The organism is Candidatus Enterovibrio altilux, from assembly GCF_002381345.1.
Taxonomy (GTDB): domain Bacteria; phylum Pseudomonadota; class Gammaproteobacteria; order Enterobacterales; family Vibrionaceae; genus Enterovibrio; species Enterovibrio altilux.
This window is the reverse complement of sequence record NZ_CP020660.1, coordinates 421,422-439,495: the sequence shown is the minus strand read 5'-3', so window position 1 is coordinate 439,495 and position 18,074 is coordinate 421,422. Positions and strand designations below refer to the sequence as shown.

Below are 18,074 nucleotides of genomic sequence, written 5' to 3'. Positions count from 1 at the left end.
AGATTAGTGACGATTATTGTTATAGAATTTAAATTCTGAGTTGGCTGGGTAACCGCTGCTTTGTTAATGTCCTTTGAGACGCTGGCATAGGGGAGGAAAGTCCGGGCTCCATAGGGCAGGGTGTCAGGTAATGCCTGAGGGGCGCAAGCCTACGACAAGTGCAACAGAGAGTAAACCGCCGATGGCTTACTATTTATAGTATTCACAGGTAAGGGTGAAAGGGTGTGGTAAAAGCACACCGCGCGTCTGGTAACAGTTCGTGGCAAGGTAAACTCCACTCGGAGCAAGACCAAATAGGCCCTCATTGGCGCGGCCCGTGTTGAGGACGGGTAGGTTGCTGGAGCCTGTGAGCGATTGCAGGCCTAGACGAATGGTTACCACCGGTTACGGCACAGAACCCGGCTTATAGGCCAACTCATATCATATTTAGAAGGCGAGCATTAGCTTGCCTTCTTTTCTTTTAATGGCGACTAATATTTATGGTGCTTCATGCTAACATGATGTCAAGTCAAAAATAGAATAGTTATTTTTGGCATATAATCCGTTAAATTAACAATGTATTCATTAAAACGTGTGCGGTCTTGAATGATTCCCCTGCTTGACTTTCTTTTTGCCTAATACGTACACTCTAGTGAAATATTGTAAAATAAAGCGAGGTATTCTAGCGTGCAAGACAACTAAATTGCATGTTAAGGGGTGTGTCTGCCATTTCATTTGATATGAAAAGTTGGGTAGGCATTGCGAAGGCGTTATCGAAACGACTGTAATACGCTGTGTGGTGACGTGTTTGCTTGCGTTATAGTGCATTAACTTCCCTGTTTATTCTATATTTGTTGCCAAAGTGGGAGCTAATTAAAAAATTTACGCATTTGTCTAGCTTACATCCAGTAAAATATTTTCTCCGCGTTTGTTGTTGGATCATGCCTTTGAATGGAAGATGGATAATTAAGGGCGAAGATTGATTATCACAATGTCACGTGATTATGCGGGGTTAAAGAACAAAGCCGTGCTGATGAGGTCACTTGATAAAGTTGAACTCTGGTACAGTGATAAATGACAGCAACAAATAGATAGATATATTAAACTTCAAGCTAATGCTACAGAGGCATTGAACAATAGACTTACCTCCCTCTCGCTTTAGGTGCTCAAAAATTATGTCAAAGCAGTTTTCACATATGTCGGTTTTTTTACATGAATCAATTAATGGTTTAGCGATAAAATCTAATGGTATTTATGTAGATTGCACATTTGGCCGTGGGGGGCATAGCCGTCAAATTTTGTCTCGCCTTGGCGAAAATGGTCGCCTTTACGGTATTGATCGGGATCCACAAGCAATTGCTGAAGGAGCAAAAATTAATGATTCACGTTTTAGTATTATTCACGGCCAGTTTTCTGGTATTCAAAAATATATTGAAGGATTCGGTTTAAGTGGTCAGATTGATGGTGTATTGATGGATTTAGGAGTGTCTTCTCCTCAGTTAGATGATCCAGAACGTGGTTTTAGCTTCATGCGAGATGGTTCACTGGACATGCGTATGGACCCAACATCTGGTATACCTGCAGTTCAATGGCTTCAAGAAGCTGATGTAGATGACATTGCATGGGTGTTGAAAGTCTTTGGTGAAGAACGTTTTGCGAAACGTATTGCTTGTGCGATTGTTGAACGTCGTGAAAATAAAGAAAAAGAACCACTGACACGCACTGTACAGTTAGCTAATTTTATCACAAATGTTATACCTTTCCGAGAGAGAAATAAGCATCCTGCAACACGCAGCTTCCAAGCGATACGTATTTACATTAATAATGAGTTGAATGAGATTGAGACCGCATTGCAAGGTGTGCTGAATGTTCTTGCACCTAAAGGACGTTTATCAGTAATTAGCTTCCATTCGTTAGAAGATCGCATGGTCAAGCGTTTTATCCGCAAGCAAAGCAAAGGGCCGAAGGTACCTCATGGTGTGCCATTAACGGAAACACAAATTTTAGAATTGGGTCGAGCAGCAATGAAGCCAGTAGACAAAGTATTGAAACCGTCTAATCTTGAAGTGACATATAATGCACGCTCACGTAGCTCAGTGCTGCGTGTGGCAGAAAAACTAAGCTTTTAATGCGGGCTCATGTTGGGTTAACCAAGCAAATTATTCATGATCTAACTTCGGTAGGTAAAGTACAGTTGATTCTATTTGTATTGGTTTTACTCTCGGCTTTGGGTGTGGTGTACACCACTCAGCAAACACGTAGTATTATCGCAGGCAATGATCAATTATTAATGGAGCGAGAGCGCTTAGAGGTTGAATGGCGAAATCAGCTGCTAGAAGAACATGCTTTAACAGAGCATAGTCGTGTTGAAAGTATAGCGCGGCAAGATCAGGGTATGGTGCGTCCTGACAGTAAGCGTGAAGTCATAGTGAGCCAATAGTATTGAAAGAAAAAAAGAAAGTAGGTGATCAACTAGCTGGTCAGCAGATGCTAACTTTTATTAAGTGGCGTTTTGTAACAGTTTGTTGCAGTATTTTCTTTGCATTGACTGCTTTAATTACCCGCGCCGCCTACATTCAAGTCATTGAACCAGACCGCCTTCGTTATGAAGGTGATTTACGTTCTGTCCGAGTGACAGCAATGCCTGCAGCTCGAGGTATGCTTACTGACCGTAATGATGAATCCCTCGCAGTGAGTGTGCCAGTTCAAGCGGTGTATGCAGATCCTGTCACGATATTTAAAAATGATAAGTTACAAGATAGATTTCGTTGGCACGCATTAGCGGATGCGTTAAATATCAATAGACAAGAGATGCTTGCCCGTCTTGAAAATAATAAAAACAAGCGGTTTATTTATCTACAGCGCCAGGTGAGTCCTGCGATATCGACTTATATTGAAGGCCTTAAATTGGCGGGCATCAATACCAAAGATGAATCTCGCCGTTATTACCCTGCGGGTGAGGTTAGTGCACATCTGATTGGGGTGACTGGTATTGATGGGCGGGGATTGGAAGGCATTGAACGTGGGTATGATGATTGGTTGAGCGGTGAACCAGGCCGTCGTACTGTTCGAAAAGATAGATACGGTCACGTTGTTGAAAATATTTCGCTCAAAGAGCGCAAAGAAGGTAAACCTCTTCAGCTGAGCATCGACCAGCGATTACAGGCTATTTCTTATCGCGCTATTAAACAGGCAGTCGCAGATTATAGAGCAACGTCAGGGTCTGTGGTGATGGTTGATGTGCGTACTGGAGAAGTGCTTGTTATGGTAAATGCACCGTCTTATAACCCCAATAATCGTTTGTACTTAAAAAATTTTACGATGCGAAATCGTGCAATTACTGATGTGTTTGAACCGGGCTCAACTATCAAACCGTTAGTTGTGCTTGCAGCACTTGAAAATGGCATTGCAGATGAAACTACCATTATCGATACGGGCAATGGTGTGATGTCGATTGGTGGTGTCAAAGTACGTGACGTTTCTAAAGCTGGTAAAGCAAATTTACGTAAAATTCTTAAAAAATCCAGTAATATAGGTGTGAGTAAACTGTCTTTATCGATGCCTGTTGAAGAGTTATTAGGGTTGTACAGTAGTTTTGGTGTAGGCGACGCAACTGGTATGAATCTTGTTGGCGAGTCACTAGGCTTCTACCCTTCGCGTAGGCGATGGTCTGATTTTGAACGCGCAACATTGTCATTTGGTTACGGCTTGTCTATTACACCAGCTCAATTGGTGCGAGTCTATGCTGTGCTTGGTGGATTAGGTGTAAAGCGTCCTCTTTCTATTTTAAAAACAGAAGCAGTTGTACCCGGTAAGCAAGTGGCATCGCGTGAAAATACCCGTAAAGTAATTGATATGTTGGAATCGGTGACTCAGGTAGGTGGCAGTGCAAGACGTGCAGCAGTAAATGGCTATCGTGTAGGAGCAAAAACTGGCACCGCTAAAGTAGCTATAGCTGGTGGGTACGGTGATGAATATATAAGTTATACTGCTGGGATCGCGCCGATCAGCGATCCGCGGATCGCGATAGTTGTCGTGATAAACGAACCTCAAGGTGATAAATATTATGGTGGCCAAGTCGCGGCACCTGTCTTTTCTGAAGTGATGAAGAGTACATTGCAAATCCTAAATATTGCGCCTGATGCAAGAGACTCTATGTTACAAATTACTAGAACGGACAAGAAGAACTGATGCCCAACACTAGTTTTACCGAATTATTAGCGCCGTGGTTTGATGGTGTGCCAGAACAAGAGATCTCAGGACTTTCTCTGGATAATCGCCAGATTAAGTATGGTGATGTATTTATTGCGATCCAGGGATATAACTTAGATGCAAGACGGTTTATTGCTGCTGCTGTTCATGTTGGCGCTGTTGCTGTGATTGCTGATGACGGTGACACTTGTGGTCAGTTTGGTGTTACCTTTTACAATGATGTTCCTGTGGTGGCCTTTCCTCATCTTAAATCGCATCTTTCCGAGATTGCTTCACGCTTCTTCCAAAATCCAAGTAAGTATATGACGACTATTGGTGTGACGGGCACAAACGGCAAGACTACCGTTAGCCAATTAATTGCTCAGTGGATTGATCTTATGGGCGGTCGTGCTGTCGTGATGGGAACAACAGGTAATGGGTTTCTTAATGCTCTGGAGCCAGCATTAAATACCACAAGTAGCGCAGTAGATATTCAGCAACAACTTTTTGTGTACAAGGAAGCAAAAGCTACGCATGTTGCCATGGAAGTATCTTCGCATGGGTTAATACAAGATCGCGTTAAAGCCGTGGCATTTGATGCGGCTATTTTTACGAATTTAAGTCGCGATCACCTCGATTACCACGGCACCATGGAAGCTTATGCTGAAGTAAAATTGCATTTATTTACGCACTATAGCTTATCAGTATCCATAATTAATGCCGATGATGAAGTCGGTGCGCAATGGTTAGTGAATATGCCAGAGGCTATTGCTGTTTCTTTTTCAAAGTCGGCGGTGCTAGTTCATCAAGGTCGTAAGCTATGGCTTACTTTTGTGAGCTATTCGACTTGCAGTGTTACGATTGCATTTTCATCTTATTGGGGTGATGGTGAATTCACGGCTCCTCTGGTGGGTGAATTTAATGTGATGAACTTATTGTTGAGTCTGACTACGTTGTTGGGGTTGGGCTATGAGAAGTCAGCGTTGCTCAATGTTGCACCTAAACTTCAAGCAGTGATTGGACGAATGGAAATTTTTCATCATATTGGTAAACCCATGCTTGTCGTTGACTACGCTCACACCCCCACAGCACTGGAAAAAGCACTAACTGCACTCAGACGTCACTGTAAAGGTGAACTTTGGTGCATTGTGGGTTGTGGTGGAAACAGAGACACAGGTAAGCGTCCATTAATGGCTAAAATTGCAGAAAAGTTTGCAGATAAAGTTATCCTTACTGACGATAATCCGCGATCAGAACTACCAGAATACATTGTGCAAGATATGCTTGCTGGCATGGCGGTGCCCACGCAAGCTATTGTACTGCATGATCGTGCTCAAGCATGTGAATTTGCTTTTATTAACGCGTCAAATAACGACGTAATTTTGGTGGCAGGAAAAGGGCATGAAGATTCTCAAATACTAGTATCAGGCATGATTGATTATTCAGATCGTGACACCGTGAGAATATTGCTGGAGGGTAAAAAATGATTCCAGTTTCGCTTAAAACATTGCAAATGATTGTCGGTGCAAACTTGGTTGACGTAAAGCTCTCTAATCCAAATATGATTATTGATGCAGTGTCTATCGATACTCGAACTCTTGAAAAGGGTGCACTATTTATTGCCTTGGTAGGTGATCGTTTTGATGCGCATGATTTTATTGACACAGCTAAACAAAACGGTGCCTCCGCATTACTTGTTTCTCACCCAGTAAATTGTGATTTACCACAATTAGTAGTTGAAGAAACGCTCAGAGCATTAGGGCAATTAGGCGCTTGGATCAAAACACAGTGTGATGTGACCACTATTGCACTAACGGGTAGCTGTGGCAAAACCACGGTTAAGGAGATGCTGGTAGCGATTTTATCTCGGCTAGGACGTACTTTGTGTACCTTGGATAATTTAAACAATGATATTGGCGTACCATTGACTTTATTGCGCTTGGAGCCATCTGATGATTATGCGGTTATTGAACTGGGGGCTAATCATGTTGGTGAAATTGCTTACACAACGAAGCTTGTTAAGCCTGACATTGCTTTAGTAACCAATGTAGCCGCCGCACATTTGGAAGGGTTTGGGTCTTTAGATGGTGTTGTGAAAGCTAAAGGTGAGATATTTGAAGGTCTAGCTGACGGTGCGCTCGCTATCGTCAATCTTGATAGCAATGGTGGCTTACATTGGGATGCCGTGTTAAAAAATAAACAATTACTTACAATGACAGTCTCCAATAAAAGTGCAAATTTTTGTGCTGTAAACGTCCGCGAGGCTGGAGGTGGGTGCTTTCAATTTGACATGGAAACGCCCATTGGAACGTTTCCTATCGTGCTGAGCCTACCGGGACAGCATAACGTTGCTAACAGCATATTAGCTACAATGGCAGCATTGAATATTGATGGTATCACTATGACAGAAATAACTCAAGGGCTTGCTTCAGTGGCACCGTTGAAAGGGCGTGGAGTAATAAGTTTTCCACGTCCTGGACTTCGTCTTATTGATGACAGTTACAATGCCAGTTTGCCGGCAATGAAAGCGGCAGTAGATATGCTTAATAAATTTGATGGCGACAAAGTGATTGTGCTTGCAGATATGGGCGAAATGGGTGATTACTCCGATGCAGTACACCTTGATTTAGCTGAATACCTTAGTCAATCTGATATTCAAACAGTAATGACACACGGACTTGCCAGCGTAATAATTAGCGAGCGGTGTGGCGGTCTACATTTTGATAATAAAGACGCGCTGATTGCAAACTTAGTGGCACTCATGAAGACCAAGCATGAGGTTTCTGTGCTGATCAAAGGTGCTAATGGAATGAAGATGTCACAGGTTATTGCAGCGATTGAGGAGGCTGCAACATGCTAATTTGGTTATCTAATCTTCTCGAGCACTATGCGGCATTTTTCCGTCTGTTTGATTACCTAACCTTTCGATCGATCGTCAGCGTTTTCACTGCTTTTATAATCTCTTTGTGGATGGGGCCACGCATGATTAACCATTTACAACTGATGCAAATTGGTCAGGTTATTCGTAATGAAGGTCCTGAGTCGCACTTTAATAAACAAGGCACTCCAACTATGGGCGGTATCATGATCCTAATTGTGATTGTTGTCACTGTGTTGCTTTGGGCAGACTTGAGTAACCCATATGTTTGGGCTATCTTGGGTGTGATCTTGGGGTATGGTGTTATTGGTTTTATAGATGATTACCGTAAAATGGTGCGTAAAAACACTGATGGTTTGGCTGCTCGCTGGAAATTTTTTTGGCAGTCCGCAATTGCCTTGGTGATTGCTTTTGCCTTGTATGTGCATGGGCAAGATACTGCGGCCACTCAATTGGTAGTCCCTTTTTTTAAAGATGTGATGCCAAAACTTGGATTATCCTACATTCTTTTTACTTGTTTTGTGATTGTTGGCACCAGCAATGCTGTCAACCTGACCGATGGCCTGGATGGTTTGGCTATCATGCTAATCGTAATGGTGGCGAGTGGTTTTACGTTGATTGCGTGGGCGACTGGTAACGTTAACTTCGCAGAGTATTTGCATATTCCCTATATTAAGTATGCCAGTGAACTAGTGATTGTCTGTGCTGCAATTGTTGGAGCGGGTCTAGGTTTTTTGTGGTTCAATACCTACCCCGCGCAAATGTTTATGGGGGATGTAGGTTCACTGGCATTGGGTGGTGCATTGGGCACCATTGCAGTATTAGTTCGACAAGAGTGTTTGCTGGTTATTATGGGGGGGCTGTTCGTCGTGGAAACTTTGACTGTAATTTTGCAGGTAGGTTCGTTTAAATTACGCGGACAACGCATTTTTCGAATGGCGCCGATTCATCATCACTACGAGTTAAAAGGTTGGCCAGAACCTCGTGTAATTGTACGCTTTTGGATCATTACACTAATGTTAGTTCTTGTGGGACTAGCAACATTGAAGGTACGCTAATCCATGACAGGTACCACGAAAAACTGTGTTGTGGTGATAGGAGTCGGTATGACTGGGCTTTCTGTTGTCAATTATTTGCTGCGTAAAGGTGGAGATATTGATATTAAAGTTATTGATACTCAAATGGTAAGACAGGGCAGCGTACAATTGCCGTCAGAGGTTGAGCTGCATGCTGGTGGTTGGAATATGAATTGGCTACTCAATGCTAATCAAATCATAGTGAGCCCAGGTGTTGCATTAGCTACACCAGAGCTCAAAGAAGCCGCTGCGAAAGGCATTGAAATTATCGGCGATATTGAACTATTTGCGCGCGATGTTTCTGTGCCAGTTATCGGTGTTACAGGCTCTAACGGTAAAAGTACAGTGACTAGCCTGGTCGGTGAAATGGCAAAAACAGCGGGTATCAATGTAGGTGTCGGTGGTAATATTGGTTTTGCCGCATTAGATATGTTGATGAATGACCATGCCCTTTATATTTTAGAGTTATCGAGTTTCCAGTTGGAAACAACCTTATCACTCGACTTAGCGGCTGCTGTTTTCCTCAACTTTTCAGAAGATCACATGAATAGATATATTGGGATGGGTGATTACCATGATGCTAAGCTCCGTATTTATCTGCAAGCGGCGCTAGCAGTATGGAATCAAGATGATACAAAGACAATGCCTGTAGAGCATGCGAATGCTATCCGTTTTGGACTCACTGACGGTGAGTATACTCTCACTTTGCGTGATGGCTTTGAGTGGCTTACGGCAAACGATGAACAAATCATGCCTGTCTCTGATATATTGCTTGTTGGACGCCATAATGTGGCTAATTGTCTTGCTGCAATGGCCGCTGCTGATGCTGTAGGCATTGAGCGCATTGCGCAGTGTGCTGCAATACGTCAATATCGCGGTTTACCGCATCGTTGTCAGAAAGTATTGGAACAAGATGGCGTGCTGTGGGTCAATGATTCCAAAGCGACAAATTTAGCAAGCACCTTAGCGGCGTTGAATGGCATTCGACGGGATGGTAAATTGCATTTAATGGTTGGTGGCGATGGGAAAGGCGCGAATTTTGTTTCTTTAAAACCAGTACTCGAAAAATTGAATGTTACTCTCTATTGTTTCGGCTGCAACGGACAATCGTTTTCGGCACTCGTTGAACGACCTGTTGTGGTAGAAACTTTGCAACAGGCAATGGATATTGCTGCAAAAGACGCGGTGTCTGGAGACATGGTACTGCTTTCTCCTGCGTGTGCAAGTTTTGATCAGTTTCTCAACTGCATGGTGAGAGGTGATACTTTTGCTGCTTATGCGAGTGTGGCCGTTTCAAAAAAACATGAAGATAGAAGTTAAGGATGATAAACATAAAGAGGGAAAACATGAATATTTGGCGTTGGCTCTTTCACCCAGCACCTACCGTTTTATACGATAGACATATCGTATGGCTTTCTTTGGGTTTAATGCTCATCGGGCTCATCATGGTGACATCAGCATCGATTCCAGTTTCAAGTCGGCTAGTGGATCAGCCTTTTCACTTTGCTATTCGTCAGGGAGTGTACTTGGTTGGTGCGCTAATCTTTGCGGGCATAGCAATGCAAATTCCTCTGGTTTGTTGGCAACAACTTAGCATCCCAATGCTTCTTATCTCGCTTTTTCTCTTGGTGGCTGTGTTAGTTATTGGTCACTCAGTAAATGGCGCAATGCGTTGGCTACGATTGGGTATCATTAACCTTCAGCCTGCCGAAGTGGCAAAGTTATCTCTCTTTTTGTTTATTGCTGGATATTTGGTTCGCCGACATGGTGAGGTGCGTGAAAGTTTTTATGGCTTCTTGAAGCCACTTGTTGTTCTTATTATTATCGCGGTACTTTTACTCGCACAACCAGACTTTGGCTCCGTGATAGTGATGTTTATCACTACCATTGGCATGTTGTTTATTGCAGGAGCAAAACTATGGCAGTTCGGCGTGCTTTTATTTTCAGGGCTGGGGTTAGTTGGGCTTCTTATTATTACAGAACCTTATCGTGTAAGGCGTGTTACGTCTTTTCTTGACCCATGGCAAGATCCTTTTGGCAGTGGTTACCAGCTTACTCAATCTTTGATGGCATTTGGTCGAGGTGATTGGTGGGGACAAGGGCTGGGTAATTCCATTCAAAAATTAGAATACTTACCAGAAGCACATACAGACTTTGTGGTGGCAGTATTGGCAGAAGAACTTGGATTGGTAGGTGTAACTGTTGTTTTGTTAATGGTTTTTGCTTTGGTGTTTCGTGCTTTGTTTATTGGGAAACGATGCTTTGAAATGAATCAATTATTTGGTGGTTTTCTTGCGTTCGGCATAGGGATTTGGTTTGCATTTCAAGCTTTGGTTAATGTTGGCGCAGCTGCAGGTATTATGCCAACTAAAGGGTTGACGTTACCGTTTATTAGTTATGGTGGCTCCAGTTTATTTATTATGTCTACAGCGGTAGCATTGCTATTAAGGATTGATTATGAATATAGGTTAGAAACTTCTCAGGTACATTAATGAATAATATTTCATGAAAAAAGAAAATGAACAGAAGCATAAACGACTCTTGGTGATGGCTGGTGGTACTGGCGGGCATGTTTTTTCTGGTCTTGCTGTTGCGAATGAACTGCAACAAGAAGGATGGGAAATTCGTTGGTTGGGGACGGCAGATCGAATAGAAGCGGATTTGGTACCCAAATATGGCATTGAAATTGATTTTATTGAAGTAAAAAGGCTGCGAGGTGCTGGATTTAAGCGTAAACTTTTTGCCCCTTTAATGGTTATTAACGCCGTTTGCCAAGCAAAAAAGCACATTCGGAATTGGAAACCAAATGCAGTCTTAGGAATGGGAGGGTACGTGAGTGGACCAGGCGGGCTAGCCGCATGGCTGACTGGTATTCCTGTTGTGCTTCATGAGCAAAATGCGGTGGCTGGTTTAACCAATAAATGGTTAGCGAAGATTGCACAATGTGTGTTGCAAGCATTTTCTGGAGCGTTTCCAAATCAAGAAGTGGTAGGAAACCCTGTCCGAAAGGCTGTATGCGGCCTGCCAGCACCGTCTGAAGTACACCGAGATGCTATTGATCCTTTAAAGGTGTTAGTGATGGGAGGCAGCCAAGGTGCGTGCATTCTGAATCGCACAGTGCCTGATGCGTTGGCACAATTGAATCGTGATGTGGTTGTTCGTCACCAAGCTGGCAAAGATAATCAAGCTGACACGGTTGAACGTTACCTTAAAGCGAACGTTAAACATGTTGAGGTGATAGAGTTTATTGATGATGTTGCAGAGGCATATGGGTGGGTTGATATCTTAATTTGTCGCTCTGGCGCGCTAACGGTATCTGAAGTTGCAGCTGCCGGTGTTGCAGCAATATTTGTGCCGTTTAAACACAAAGATCGTCAACAGACATTAAATGCTAACTATTTGGTGAAGAATGGCGCAGCAATAATGATTGAAGAATCAGAGCTTTCAGCAAAGAAACTAGCACAAACGCTAGAGATATTAGATTTTAGCTCTTTGATAGGAATGGCAAAAGCAGCGAGAAGCGCTGCCATTACAGATGCAGCCATACGGGTTGCTACCGTTATTAAAGACGTAGCGAGATAAGAGAACTCAGTGATAGGGAAATTTGATAGTCATCAGTTAGAAAAAATTCGAACCATGGTGCCAGAAATGCGTCGTGTTAACCGTATTCACTTTGTTGGTATTGGCGGCGCAGGTATGTGCGGTATTGCTGAAGTATTGATCAATGAAGGCTATGATATTTCGGGTTCTGATTTATCCGAAAGTATAGTTACGCAGCGTCTTGACAGTAAGGGCGTCCATATTTTTATTGGCCATGCTAAAAGCAATGTTGAAGGTGCAAGTGTGGTTGTGGTATCTACTGCCATTCAACAAAATAACTCTGAATTAGTAGCAGCAAAAGCACTCCGTATCCCAGTGGTTCGCCGAGCAGAGATGCTTGCAGAACTAATGCGTTACCGTCATGGCATTGCGGTTGCAGGCACACACGGTAAAACTACTACAACTGCTCTCGTAACATTGATCTATCAAGAAGCAGGCTTAGATCCAACGTTCGTCAATGGCGGTTTGGTGAAAAGTGCAGGTACTAATGCGCGCTTAGGTTGTAGTCGTTACTTTATTGCTGAAGCAGATGAAAGTGATGCATCATTTCTGCACTTGCAGCCGATGGTTTCTATTGTCACAAACATTGAAACTGAGCATATGGACACATATGGTGGTAATTTTGAGGTTCTAAAACAAGCATTTATCGATTTTGTACATAAGCTTCCATTCTACGGACAAGCAGTAATGTGTATTGATGATCCAGTTATTCGCGAGTTGATCCCACTGATTGGTCGTCAAGTGATTACTTATGGTTTCTCTGATGATGCAGATGTTCAGTTGAAACGTTATCGGCAAAAGGCCCAGAAAAGTATCTTTACCATTTTACGTGTGGGCAAACTAAACTTGGATATTGAACTGAATATCCCTGGTCGCCATAATGCATTGAATGCTGCGGCAGCGGTGGCTGTTGCGACAGAAGATGGAATTAAAGATAATGCCATTTTACGTGCACTAGCGGTTTTTGAAGGCACAGGGCGTCGCTTTGACCAACTGGGTCTTTTTCCTGTTGATGATGGGCATGCGTTGTTGGTGGATGATTATGGTCATCATCCAAGTGAAATAGATGTAACTATTCAAGCGGCCCGTGCTGGATGGGAAAATTATCGGCTCGTCATGATTTTTCAACCACATCGTTATAGTCGTACCCGTGATTTATATGATGATTTTGTAAATGTGCTTGCACAAGTTGACGTTCTTTTGATGCTGGATGTGTACTCTGCTGGAGAAACTCCCATTACTGGTGCAGATGGGCGCAGTCTATGTCGCACAATTCGTGGGCGTGGAAAAATTGATCCAATCTTCATTTCTGATGTGAAATTTCTGCCCGCAGCTCTTGCTGCGGTCATTCAGCCAAATGATATGATCTTGACGCAAGGGGCAGGTGATATCGGAAAGGTGGCAAAAAAACTAGCTGAATTAAAATTAGATAAAACAGCATTAAGTAAAGAAAGTTAATAAAAAAATTAAAATTTTTGTAAAATAACTGCTTAAATAAAGAGTAATGTCTAATTTTTTATTGGATCTTAGGGGTTTTGCATGCATTTGATCTCAGCTTAGTTACTTCTAAGCCAACAAAAGTTGGAGACCTGTCAAACTGACCATTATAATCGGTTGGCTTCATATTAAAGTGGATCGACAGGTGCCTTAAAATTATGCGAAGCAATAAGACTTAATATGATGAATGTGACTGCAGAGAATGTACCGGTTCAACCTTCAATCTTTAAAGAATATTGGGGTGGGCTGGTGTTTTTAATCTTTGTAATTCTAGGCATTACTTGGTCTTTACTTCGTGTCCTGACATGGATGGGGGATGCAAAGCAATTACCGTTATCTCAAATTGTTGTACAAGGTCAGTTAATATATTTGTCTTCGATTGAAGTGCGTGATGCAGTGCTGCAATTGGGCCAGCTGCATAGTTTTATTTTGCAAGATGTCGATGCTATTCATAGTGCAATATTTGCGTTGCCCTGGGTGGCCAATGTAGAAGTCAGAAAGCAATGGCCAAATACACTGCAAGTAAATGTGACGGAATATCATCCTGAAGCCATTTGGAATGGATCGCAGCTTCTGGATATCTATGGGGTCGCATTTAGTGCAAACCCAAATGATGTTCTTGATCAGGTGTTAGTTTCATTATATGGTCCTGTAGGCAGCGAGTATGCAGTACTTTCAGCTTGGCGAGAAATGCAACGTATTCTGGCGCCAACTAAATTAGAGATTGTTAAGTTAGTATTAAATGACCGCCGTTCGTGGAGAATGGTTACCCAGGACGGGACGCGCATTGAGTTAGGGCGAGATTCAAGGAAAGAGCGGTTAGAACGCTTCGTGAACATGTTCGATGAAATCAATAAAGTGTGCCGAACCATACAATATGTGGATTTGCGCTATGACACTGGTGCGGCGATTGGCTGGAAAGAGCCTAACGTGAGCAGTGAAGAGTAAACCTGAGAGTAGGTGGAATGAAGCGTACAACTGACAGACTACTAATTGTTGGATTGGATATAGGAACATCAAAAGTTTCGGTGTTAGTCAGTGAAATATTACCGGACGGAGCAATTAATGCGCTTGGAGTCGGTACCACGTCATCTCAGGGTATGGATAAAGGCGGCGTCAATGATCTTGAATTAGTCGTAAAATCGGTTGAGCGAGCAGTTAATGATGCCGAATTTATGTCAGATTGTAAAATTCATTCAGTATTTCTTTCTTTGTCTGGTAAGCATATTCATTGTCAGACAGAGCGTGGAATGGGTATGATTACTGATGAAGAAGTAACCCAAAACGATGTGGAGATGGTGATTCATACGGCACAATCGGTAAAAATTAGCGATGAGCAGCGCGTATTGCATGTAATTCCACAAGAATATAAAATTGATTATCAAGCTGGTATTAGAAACCCAGTTGGTTTGTTAGGTGTACGAATGGAGGCCAGTGTTCATTTAATTACTTGCCATAACGATACGGCAAAAAATATAGAAAAAGCCGTAGAACGTTGCGGTTTAAAAGTTGATCAATTGATCTTCTCTGGTCTCGCTTCAAGTCACTCTGTTATTACTGCAGATGAACAAGAACTTGGGGTTTGTGTTGTGGATATAGGTGGGGGAACCATGGATATTGCGGTATGGACAGGTGGAGCATTGAGACACGCCTCCGTTATTCCATACGCAGGTAACGTGGTGACTAGTGACATTGCTTATGCTTTTGGTACGCCATTAAGTGATGCGGAAAAGCTCAAAGTAAAATACGGCTGCGCATTAAGCGAATTAGTGAATAAAGATGCTAAAGTCAATGTTCCAAGTGTAGGTGGACGTCTTGCTCGTAGCTTACAACGACAAACGTTGGCTGAAGTAATTGAACCTCGTTGCAGTGAGTTGTTGAGTTTGATACAACAAGAGTTGAAACGAGTTCAGGAACGTTTATGTGCACAAGGCGTAAAGCATCAATTAGCGGCTGGTATTGTCTTGACTGGTGGTTCGGCACAAATGCTAGGCTTGGTTGAGTGTGCTGAACGAGTCTTTCAAAATCAAGTTCGCGTGGGGTTTCCTGCTGGAGTGGCTGGTCTGACCAACTATATTGACGTGCCTTATCATGCAACAGTGGTTGGTTTACTGCACTACGGCAAAGATAACCTATTGAACGAAGTGAATGAATCAGAGTCTAAACATACTGTATCAGCAATGTTCAGTAGGTTTAGTAGCTGGTTAAAAAAAGAATTTTAAACCTGATATAAAAAGGAATGACGGAGAGAACACATGTTTGAACCGATGATGGAAATATCTAACAACGCGGTAATTAAAGTCGTTGGTGTTGGCGGTGGCGGCGGCAATGCGGTAGAACACATGGTGCGTGAGTCAATTGAAGGTGTGGAGTTCATTACCGTCAATACTGATGCTCAAGCATTACGTAAAACGGCGGTTAGCACTGTGATTCAAATTGGTGGTGACATTACTAAAGGGCTAGGTGCTGGTGCAAACCCGCAGGTAGGTCGTGAATCAGCGATGGAAAATCGAGAAGCAATTAAAGATGAGCTCGCAGGTGCCGATATGGTATTTATCGCAGCAGGTATGGGTGGTGGTACTGGAACCGGTGCTGCGCCAGTCATTGCTGAAATTACAAAAGAATTGGGTATTTTGACCGTAGCGGTTGTTACAAAGCCATTTAGTTTTGAAGGTAAAAAACGTATGGCATTTGCTGAGCAAGGAATCGAAGAGCTGTCTAAACACGTAGATTCTTTGATCACTATACCTAATGAAAAGCTACTAAAAGTATTGGGGCGTGGCATTACGTTGTTAGATGCATTTGCAAAAGCGAACGATGTCCTACGCAATGCTGTACAAGGTATTGCAGAACTTATCACACGGCCTGGTCTTATTAATGTCGATTTCGCTGATGTACGTACTGTGATGTCTGAGATGGGTCATGCAATGATGGGTAGTGGTGTTGCTACTGGTGCAGATCGTGCTGAAGAAGCTGCTGAAATGGCAATTTCTAGTCCACTGTTGGAAGATATTGATTTAGCAGGTGCTCGAGGTGTTTTGGTAAATATTACTGCTGGTTTCGATATGCGACTGGATGAGTTTGAAACAGTGGGCAACACTGTAAAAGCGTTTGCCTCAGATAATGCTACTGTGGTGATAGGTTCGTCAATGGATCCTGATATGGTTGATGAATTGAGAGTAACAGTTGTCGCTACCGGTATAGGTCACGAGTTGAAACCAGATGTTATTCTGGTTTCAGGCCCTCAAAAGACTGTTTCAGTGGAAAGTAAGACAAAGCCTTTACAAGAAAAGCCTAAGGCAGCAACGTTTATACCTGCCGGACGCTCTACGGAAATGTTAGTTCAACCTCAGACGTCAAATATTGCACCAAAGCCTAAACAAGAACACGACTATTTAGATATTCCTGCTTTCCTTCGTAAACAGGTAGATTAATCTTGTAGTGTTTAGGTTGTGTACAGTTGCGTAGTATCATTGCGTGCTGTTCTAACAGTGTAATGAGTGACTTAAGGCACAGAAACTATATTCAGTTGGAAATGGAAAATGATCAGACAACGAACATTAAAAACTATTGTTCAAACGACTGGGGTGGGGCTGCACTCTGGCCGTAAGGTCACATTGATTCTGCGCCCTGCTGCAGTAAGCACAGGTATTATTTATCGCCGTACTGATCTGATTCCACCGGTGGATTTTCCGGCAGATCCGGCATCAGTTCGCGACACTATGTTGTGTACTGCATTGGTCAATGACGACGACGTGCGCATTTCTACCGTTGAGCATCTTAATGCTGCATTGGCGGGTTTGGGTATTGATAACGTCATTGTTGAAGTAGATGCACCAGAAATCCCAATTATGGATGGCAGCGCCAGCCCATTTATTTATCTGCTGCAATCTGCGGGTATTGAAACCTTGAATGAGCCAAAGCGATTTGTGCGTATGAAGAAACCTGTTCGCATAGAAGACGGTGACAAATGGGCAGCATTATTGCCTTATGAAGGTTTCCGATTCGATTTTGCTATCGATTTTGATCACCCCGCTATTGAAATAGAACAACAAAGTTTAGTGTTAGATTTTTCTTCACAAACATTTATAAAAGATATAAGCCGTGCACGTACCTTTGGTTTTATGCGTGACATTGAATACCTCCAATCACGTAACTTGTGTTTGGGTGGAAGTTTTGATTGCGCAATCGTTTTTGATGATTATCGCATTCTTAACGAAGATGGGCTGCGTTTTAACAATGAACTCATTAAGCACAAAATATTAGATGCTATTGGTGACCTTTATATGTGTGGACACAATATAATCGGTGAAATGCACGCTTATAAATCAGGCCATGCGTTAAATAACCAACTGCTTCGTGCAGTACTTGCTGATCAAGAAGCTTGGGAGTGGGCAACCTTTGCAGATGTACACGCAATGCCCGTTAGGTTTACCGAATCAGGTATGATTTTAGTGTAAAATGCCTAAATTTTGTCATACAGACCGGAGTATCAGTTATGTATGTAATAAGTTATTGGGGACGTCATGTTAATACACATGCCAAATGAATGTATCACTGACTTTGTTATGTATTTTTGTTAATTTTATGTATTCAGTTATTTTTTTATTGAGTCGTGTTGCGTGAGAACAACGAATTTAATTATGCCACCGAGAGTAGAATTTTTTATCAATGAGTTTATTTTTGAGAAGGATGTTGTAAACATTAAAATTTTTATACATTATAACTCAATGTGATTTTGAGTATGAATAAACGATTGCAAAGTACATGGGGCGTTTCTCTTTCACAACAACCAAATGTGTGAAAAAATGTTTAGTTATAGTTTTCTATGCATACCATAGCTAGCACGGTTT

General features: G+C 42.5%; 14 protein-coding genes and 1 other RNA gene. All 15 read left to right on the top strand.

The features are described 5' to 3' along the window. Positions 1-36: 36 nt before the first annotated feature. The 15 genes from rnpB to lpxC all read left to right on the top strand — a co-directional run bounded on the left by rnpB (position 37) and on the right by lpxC (position 17,681). Positions 37-422: RNase P RNA component class A (gene rnpB, locus BTN50_RS01880), an RNA gene on the top strand. Positions 423-1,154: 732 nt separating this feature from the next. Continuing rightward, complete coding sequence (gene rsmH, locus BTN50_RS01875) at positions 1,155-2,108, top strand: 16S rRNA (cytosine(1402)-N(4))-methyltransferase RsmH (protein ID WP_096618828.1); 954 nt, start codon at positions 1,155-1,157, stop codon at positions 2,106-2,108. Beyond that, positions 2,108-2,419: a cell division protein FtsL gene (gene ftsL, locus BTN50_RS01870; protein WP_096618827.1), complete on the top strand. Its 312-nt coding sequence runs from the start codon at positions 2,108-2,110 to the stop codon at positions 2,417-2,419. Before rsmH ends, ftsL begins: the two co-directional genes overlap by 1 nt. 47 nt (positions 2,420-2,466) lie before the next feature. Beyond that, positions 2,467-4,170: a penicillin-binding transpeptidase domain-containing protein gene (locus BTN50_RS01865; protein WP_161492982.1), complete on the top strand. Its 1,704-nt coding sequence runs from the start codon at positions 2,467-2,469 to the stop codon at positions 4,168-4,170. Next, positions 4,170-5,657, top strand: a complete 1,488-nt coding sequence (gene murE, locus BTN50_RS01860; RefSeq protein WP_096618825.1) for a UDP-N-acetylmuramoyl-L-alanyl-D-glutamate--2,6-diaminopimelate ligase — start codon at positions 4,170-4,172, stop codon at positions 5,655-5,657. The genes BTN50_RS01865 and murE overlap by 1 nt, the downstream gene beginning before the upstream one ends. Beyond that, entirely contained in the window at positions 5,654-7,030 is a 1,377-nt protein-coding gene (locus BTN50_RS01855; RefSeq protein WP_096618824.1) for a UDP-N-acetylmuramoyl-tripeptide--D-alanyl-D-alanine ligase, read from the top strand. The genes murE and BTN50_RS01855 overlap by 4 nt, the downstream gene beginning before the upstream one ends. Then, positions 7,024-8,106, top strand: coding sequence for a phospho-N-acetylmuramoyl-pentapeptide-transferase (gene mraY / locus BTN50_RS01850; protein WP_096618823.1), 1,083 nt, complete (start codon positions 7,024-7,026; stop codon positions 8,104-8,106). The genes BTN50_RS01855 and mraY overlap by 7 nt, the downstream gene beginning before the upstream one ends. A gap of 3 nt (positions 8,107-8,109) precedes the next feature. Continuing rightward, a complete protein-coding gene (gene murD, locus BTN50_RS01845) occupies positions 8,110-9,444 on the top strand; it encodes a UDP-N-acetylmuramoyl-L-alanine--D-glutamate ligase (RefSeq protein WP_096618822.1) in 1,335 nt (444 codons plus the stop codon). A gap of 2 nt (positions 9,445-9,446) precedes the next feature. Continuing rightward, positions 9,447-10,616, top strand: a complete 1,170-nt coding sequence (ftsW, locus tag BTN50_RS01840) for a cell division protein FtsW (protein WP_096618821.1) — start codon at positions 9,447-9,449, stop codon at positions 10,614-10,616. 13 nt (positions 10,617-10,629) lie between these two features. After that, complete coding sequence (gene murG / locus BTN50_RS01835; protein WP_096618820.1) at positions 10,630-11,706, top strand: undecaprenyldiphospho-muramoylpentapeptide beta-N-acetylglucosaminyltransferase; 1,077 nt, start codon at positions 10,630-10,632, stop codon at positions 11,704-11,706. Positions 11,707-11,718: 12 nt separating this feature from the next. Further along, entirely contained in the window at positions 11,719-13,182 is a 1,464-nt protein-coding gene (gene murC / locus BTN50_RS01830; RefSeq protein ID WP_096619512.1) for a UDP-N-acetylmuramate--L-alanine ligase, read from the top strand. A gap of 222 nt (positions 13,183-13,404) precedes the next feature. Further along, positions 13,405-14,169, top strand: coding sequence for a cell division protein FtsQ/DivIB (locus BTN50_RS01825; RefSeq protein WP_223825582.1), 765 nt, complete (start codon positions 13,405-13,407; stop codon positions 14,167-14,169). Positions 14,170-14,186: 17 nt separating this feature from the next. Beyond that, on the top strand, positions 14,187-15,443 hold the full coding sequence (gene ftsA, locus BTN50_RS01820; protein WP_096618818.1) for a cell division protein FtsA: 1,257 nt from the start codon (positions 14,187-14,189) through the stop codon (positions 15,441-15,443). A 33-nt stretch (positions 15,444-15,476) separates the two neighbouring features. Continuing rightward, positions 15,477-16,655, top strand: coding sequence for a cell division protein FtsZ (gene ftsZ / locus BTN50_RS01815; protein ID WP_096618817.1), 1,179 nt, complete (start codon positions 15,477-15,479; stop codon positions 16,653-16,655). A gap of 108 nt (positions 16,656-16,763) precedes the next feature. Further along, on the top strand, positions 16,764-17,681 hold the full coding sequence (gene lpxC / locus BTN50_RS01810) for a UDP-3-O-acyl-N-acetylglucosamine deacetylase (RefSeq protein WP_096618816.1): 918 nt from the start codon (positions 16,764-16,766) through the stop codon (positions 17,679-17,681). The last annotated feature ends 393 nt before the right edge of the window (positions 17,682-18,074 follow it).

Coding starts and splice junctions, on each gene's coding strand:
- rsmH (WP_096618828.1), top strand. CDS start 1,155: ATGTCAAAGCAGTTTTCACATATGTCGGTTTTTTTACATGAATCAATT.
- ftsL (WP_096618827.1), top strand. CDS start 2,108: ATGCGGGCTCATGTTGGGTTAACCAAGCAAATTATTCATGATCTAACT.
- BTN50_RS01865 (WP_161492982.1), top strand. CDS start 2,467: ATGCTAACTTTTATTAAGTGGCGTTTTGTAACAGTTTGTTGCAGTATT.
- murE (WP_096618825.1), top strand. CDS start 4,170: ATGCCCAACACTAGTTTTACCGAATTATTAGCGCCGTGGTTTGATGGT.
- BTN50_RS01855 (WP_096618824.1), top strand. CDS start 5,654: ATGATTCCAGTTTCGCTTAAAACATTGCAAATGATTGTCGGTGCAAAC.
- mraY (WP_096618823.1), top strand. CDS start 7,024: ATGCTAATTTGGTTATCTAATCTTCTCGAGCACTATGCGGCATTTTTC.
- murD (WP_096618822.1), top strand. CDS start 8,110: ATGACAGGTACCACGAAAAACTGTGTTGTGGTGATAGGAGTCGGTATG.
- ftsW (WP_096618821.1), top strand. CDS start 9,447: ATGATAAACATAAAGAGGGAAAACATGAATATTTGGCGTTGGCTCTTT.
- murG (WP_096618820.1), top strand. CDS start 10,630: ATGAAAAAAGAAAATGAACAGAAGCATAAACGACTCTTGGTGATGGCT.
- BTN50_RS01825 (WP_223825582.1), top strand. CDS start 13,405: ATGAATGTGACTGCAGAGAATGTACCGGTTCAACCTTCAATCTTTAAA.
- ftsA (WP_096618818.1), top strand. CDS start 14,187: ATGAAGCGTACAACTGACAGACTACTAATTGTTGGATTGGATATAGGA.
- ftsZ (WP_096618817.1), top strand. CDS start 15,477: ATGTTTGAACCGATGATGGAAATATCTAACAACGCGGTAATTAAAGTC.
- lpxC (WP_096618816.1), top strand. CDS start 16,764: ATGATCAGACAACGAACATTAAAAACTATTGTTCAAACGACTGGGGTG.